We start from the raw sequence: 4003 nt of genomic DNA, 5'->3' as shown, positions 1-4003 counted from the left end.
TGCAGAGAGACAACATCATGAAAAGCAAACATTACCAAGACATCCTGGGCGGCCTGGCCCTGGTTGCTCTGGGCGCATTCGCGGCCCTGTACGCCCAGCAGTACGAAATGGGCGACCTCAACCGCATGGGCCCTGGCTACTTTCCGGTGGCCCTGGGCACTTTGCTCGCTGTGCTGGGCTTGTTCATCGCCGTGCCGGCGTTCTTTCGTGGCGGCCCCGCCATTCAGTTGGCCTGGAAGAGTTTCATCACGGTGGTGCTCAGCATCGTGTTGTTCGCCTTCGCGCTCAAACCCCTGGGTTTGCTGCTGGCCACGTCCCTGTCCGTGCTGGTGGCTTCGCTGGCCGATCACGACATCCGCTGGAAAGGCCGGCTCGCGGTGGCCGCAGGTGTGTCTCTCGTCACCTACGTCATCTTCATCCTGGGCTTGAGCATGGTCCTGCCGGTCTGGCCCTGGAGCCTCTGAGCCCACGCCCTCTATCTGAATCAACTGAGAAATAGCACATGGATATCCTCAACGGATTGATGGTCGGCCTGGAATCGGCGATGCAGCCGATGACCTTGCTTTACTGCTTCATCGGTGTTTTTCTGGGCACCCTGATCGGGGTGTTGCCCGGTATTGGGGCCTTGGCCACGATTTCACTGCTGCTCCCCGTCACGTACCACATCCCGCCCACCTCGGCGATCGTGATGCTGGCCGGGGTCTACTACGGTGCGCAATACGGTGGCTCCACCGCCGCCATTTTGCTCAACCTGCCCGGCACGCCTTCGTCGGCCGTGACCTGCCTCGACGGCTACCAGATGGCCAGACAGGGACGGGCGGGCGTGGCCTTGTTCATGACCACCATCGCCTCGTTCGTGGGTTCGATGCTGGGCATCCTCATGCTGGTGCTGTTTTCGCCCAGCATTGCCGAGCTTGGTCTGAAGTTCGGGCCTGCGGAGTATTTCTCCATGATGCTGCTCGGTCTGATCGCGGCATCGACCCTGGCCTCGGGCTCGCCTGCCAAGGGCATGGCCATGGTGGTGCTGGGCTTGCTGCTCGGCACGGTGGGCACCGACGTGAATTCGGGTGTCGCCCGCTTTGATTTCGGCGTGCCGGAGTTGATGGACGGCATCAACCTGGTGGCGCTGGCCATGGGCATGTTCGGCATTTCCGAGGTGATTGCCAGCATCAACATGGTGCGCAAGTCCGACGTCAAGGAAAAAATCACGCTGCGCAACATGTTGCCCACACGCCAGGACGTGCGCGATTCCATCATGCCCATCTTGCGTGGCACGGGCGTGGGCAGCTTTTTCGGTGCGCTGCCGGGTACCGGGGCGGCCATTGCCTCCTTCATGTCCTATGCGGTCGAGAAGAAGGTGGCCAAGGACCCGAGCCGGTTCGGAAAAGGCGCCATTGAAGGCATTGCCGGTCCCGAAGCGGCCAACAACGCGGCGGCCCAGACCGCCTTCGTGCCCACGCTGTCGCTGGGCATTCCCGGTGACGCCGTGATGGCGCTGATGCTGGGCGCGCTGATCATCCACGGCATCCAGCCAGGTCCCTTGCTGATGACGCAACAACCCGAGTTGTTCTGGGGCTTGATCGTGAGCTTTGGTATTGGCAATGTGATGCTGATGGTGCTCAACCTGCCCTTGATCGGCGTCTGGGTGGCGATTTTGCGCATCCCCTACCGCGTGCTCTACCCCGCGATCCTGATTTTCATCAGCCTGGGCGTCTACAGCGTGAACAACAACACCTTCGACGTCTTGATGGTCGCGGGTGTGGGCTGCTTTGGTTATCTGATGTCGGCGCTCAAGTTCGAAGCCGCACCGATGTTGCTGGGTTTTGTGCTGGGCCCGCTGATGGAAGAGAACCTGCGCCGCTCTCTGCTGCTGTCGCGCGGCGACATGATGACCTTTGTCGAGCGTCCCATCAGCGCCTGGTTGCTGGCTTTTGGCCTGGCGATCGTGGTGTGGAGCATCGTCTCGGCCATGAGAAAACCGGTGCTGCGCTCGATCGTGCAAGACTGAGCCACATTGCGCTACCGTGCCGCCGCGCTGTCTCGGCGGCGCGGTCCTGAGGCGGTGCTTCACCGTCTCAGGACCCCTTCAAACGCCCGCGCTCAAGCGGGCAGGAAACCCTCTACCGACAGGTAGCGTTCGCCGGTGTCGTAATTGAAGCCCAGTACCACGGCGTTGGCGGGCAGTTCCGGCAGCTTTTGCGCAATGGCGGCCAGGGTGGCGCCCGACGAAATACCCACCAGAATGCCTTCTTCGCGCGCGCAACGGCGCGCCATTTCACGCGCAGGCTCGGCGTCCACCTGGATCGTGCCGTCGAGCAAGCTGGTGTCGAGGTTGTTGGGAATGAACCCGGCGCCAATGCCCTGGATGGGGTGGGGTGCGGGCGCACCGCCCGAGATCACGGGTGAAAGCACCGGTTCCACCGCGTAGACCTTGAGCTGGGGCCATTTGGCTTTGAGCACCCGGGCGCAACCGGTGATATGGCCACCGGTGCCGACACCGGTGATCAGCGCGTCGACGCCGTCGGGAAAGTCGGCCAGGATTTCTTGCGCCGTGGTGCGGGCGTGCACCTCCACGTTGGCCGGGTTGTTGAACTGTTGGGGCATCCATGCGCCGGGCGTGCTGGCGACGATTTCTTCGGCGCGGGCAATCGCGCCTTTCATGCCTTTTTCGCGCGGCGTCAGATCGAACGAGGCGCCGTAGGCCAGCATGAGGCGGCGGCGTTCGATGGACATGCTGTCGGGCATGACCAGCACCAGCTTGTAGCCCTTGACTGCGGCCACCATGGCCAGACCGATGCCGGTGTTGCCCGAGGTGGGCTCCACGATGGTGCCACCGGCCTTCAGCGCGCCGGATTTTTCGGCGTCTTCCACCATGGACAAGGCGATCCGGTCCTTGATGGAGCCGCCGGGGTTGCTGCGCTCCGATTTGATCCACACCTGCTGCGAGGCGCCCGAAAACAGGCGCTGCAGGCGCACGTGCGGGGTATTGCCAACGGTCTCAAGGATGTTCTGGGCTTTCATGGGACGGGTCTCCTGGTGCGTTCGGGGATGGACGAAGGGTGTGGGCGTGCGGTGCGGCCACGGGCGCGAGAGGCGGCGCTTAGGCCGGGCGACCACTGTAGCAAACGGTTATGGCCGTTGCCGCTGGCGACCGCTTTCGGTGGCCGGTGTTCGCTCAGGGCTTGGCGGGCTGAAGGTCGAGTGCGGCGGAGTTCATGCAGTAGCGCAGCCCTGTGGGGGCCGGGCCGTCTTCAAACACATGGCCCAGGTGCGCGCCGCATTGGCTGCACACGGTTTCCACCCGCTTCATGCCCAGGCTGTTGTCCACCACTTCGGTGATGCTGCCTGGCACGGCCTGGGAAAAGCTGGGCCAGCCACAGCCGGCGTCGAACTTGGTTTTGGAATCAAACAAGGTGTTGCCGCAGCACACGCAGTGGTAGCTGCCGTCGGCCCAGACCTGTTCGTACTTGCCGGTGAAGGGCCGTTCGGTGCGGGCGTGGCGCGTGACTTCAAAGGCCAGCGCTTCGGCGTTCTTCTGCGCGAGCAGCGCACGCCATTCGGCTTCGGTTTTTTCTATGGGATGCGTCAAAGCGGTGCTCCTTCGTGAAATGCGGCGGGGTCCGGCGCCGCGCGCGGTTGGAGCAGCCATTGTCTCTGAGACGACATGCACCCGACGACAACCGGGGTTTCCCCTGAGGTACGGGCCCGGTTTGCGCTTGGATGGGACCTTGCACTGCGGCATGATGGCTACCCAGATACCCGCCCTATTTTTCGCACCAGAACAAGGAGACTCCCATGCTGGGACAAATGCAAACGCAGCCGTTGCTGATTTCATCGCTCATCACCCACGCCGAGCGCCACCACGCCAGTGGTGAAATTGTTTCGCGGCGGGTGGAGGGGGATATCCACCGCTCCAACTGGGGGCAGGTCGCCCGGCGGTCGCGCCAGGTGGCCCGCGCCATAGAAGCTTCCGGGGTCGGGTTTGGCGAACGCGTGGCCACGC

The 4003-nt window shown here is 63.3% G+C and carries 4 protein-coding genes and 1 pseudogene; 3 read left to right on the top strand and 2 right to left on the bottom strand.

Annotated features, from left to right (window positions below; all coding sequences use genetic code 11):
* Together ABYB95_RS18575 and ABYB95_RS18570 are read left to right on the top strand one after the other, a co-directional pair.
* On the top strand, window positions 1-464 hold a 464-nt coding region (locus ABYB95_RS18575; RefSeq protein ID WP_372660216.1), incomplete at its 5' end, for a tripartite tricarboxylate transporter TctB family protein.
* Window positions 465-502: 38 nt separating this feature from the next.
* Complete coding sequence (locus tag ABYB95_RS18570) at window positions 503-2008, top strand: tripartite tricarboxylate transporter permease (protein ID WP_372660214.1); 1506 nt, start codon at window positions 503-505, stop codon at window positions 2006-2008.
* Window positions 2009-2100: 92 nt separating this feature from the next.
* Here ABYB95_RS18570 and cysK read toward each other — a convergent pair whose 3' ends face one another.
* Window positions 2101-3021 carry a cysteine synthase A gene (gene cysK / locus ABYB95_RS18565; RefSeq protein ID WP_372660212.1) on the bottom strand — a complete coding sequence of 307 codons (921 nt, stop codon included), beginning with the start codon at window positions 3019-3021 and terminating at the stop codon, window positions 2101-2103.
* Between the two features lie 154 nt (window positions 3022-3175).
* The gene (gene msrB / locus ABYB95_RS18560; protein ID WP_372660210.1) at window positions 3176-3589 is read right to left on the bottom strand and encodes a peptide-methionine (R)-S-oxide reductase MsrB; all 414 of its coding nucleotides are present in this window, start codon (window positions 3587-3589) and stop codon (window positions 3176-3178) included.
* Between the two features lie 206 nt (window positions 3590-3795).
* Between msrB and ABYB95_RS18555 the strand changes: the two are divergent.
* Window positions 3796-4003 (top strand): annotated as a pseudogene (locus ABYB95_RS18555) (long-chain fatty acid--CoA ligase); the annotation flags it as partial.

The sequence above is a fragment of the Hydrogenophaga sp. genome, from assembly GCF_041633695.1.
GTDB lineage: Bacteria > Pseudomonadota > Gammaproteobacteria > Burkholderiales > Burkholderiaceae_C > Hydrogenophaga.
This window is presented reverse-complemented; position numbering and strand designations above follow the sequence as displayed.

Bases quoted from the DNA above. Each gene is read 5' to 3' on its own strand.
- ABYB95_RS18570 (WP_372660214.1), top strand. From the start codon at position 503: ATGGATATCCTCAACGGATTGATGGTCGGCCTGGAATCGGCGATGCAG.
- cysK (WP_372660212.1), bottom strand. From the start codon at position 3,021: ATGAAAGCCCAGAACATCCTTGAGACCGTTGGCAATACCCCGCACGTG.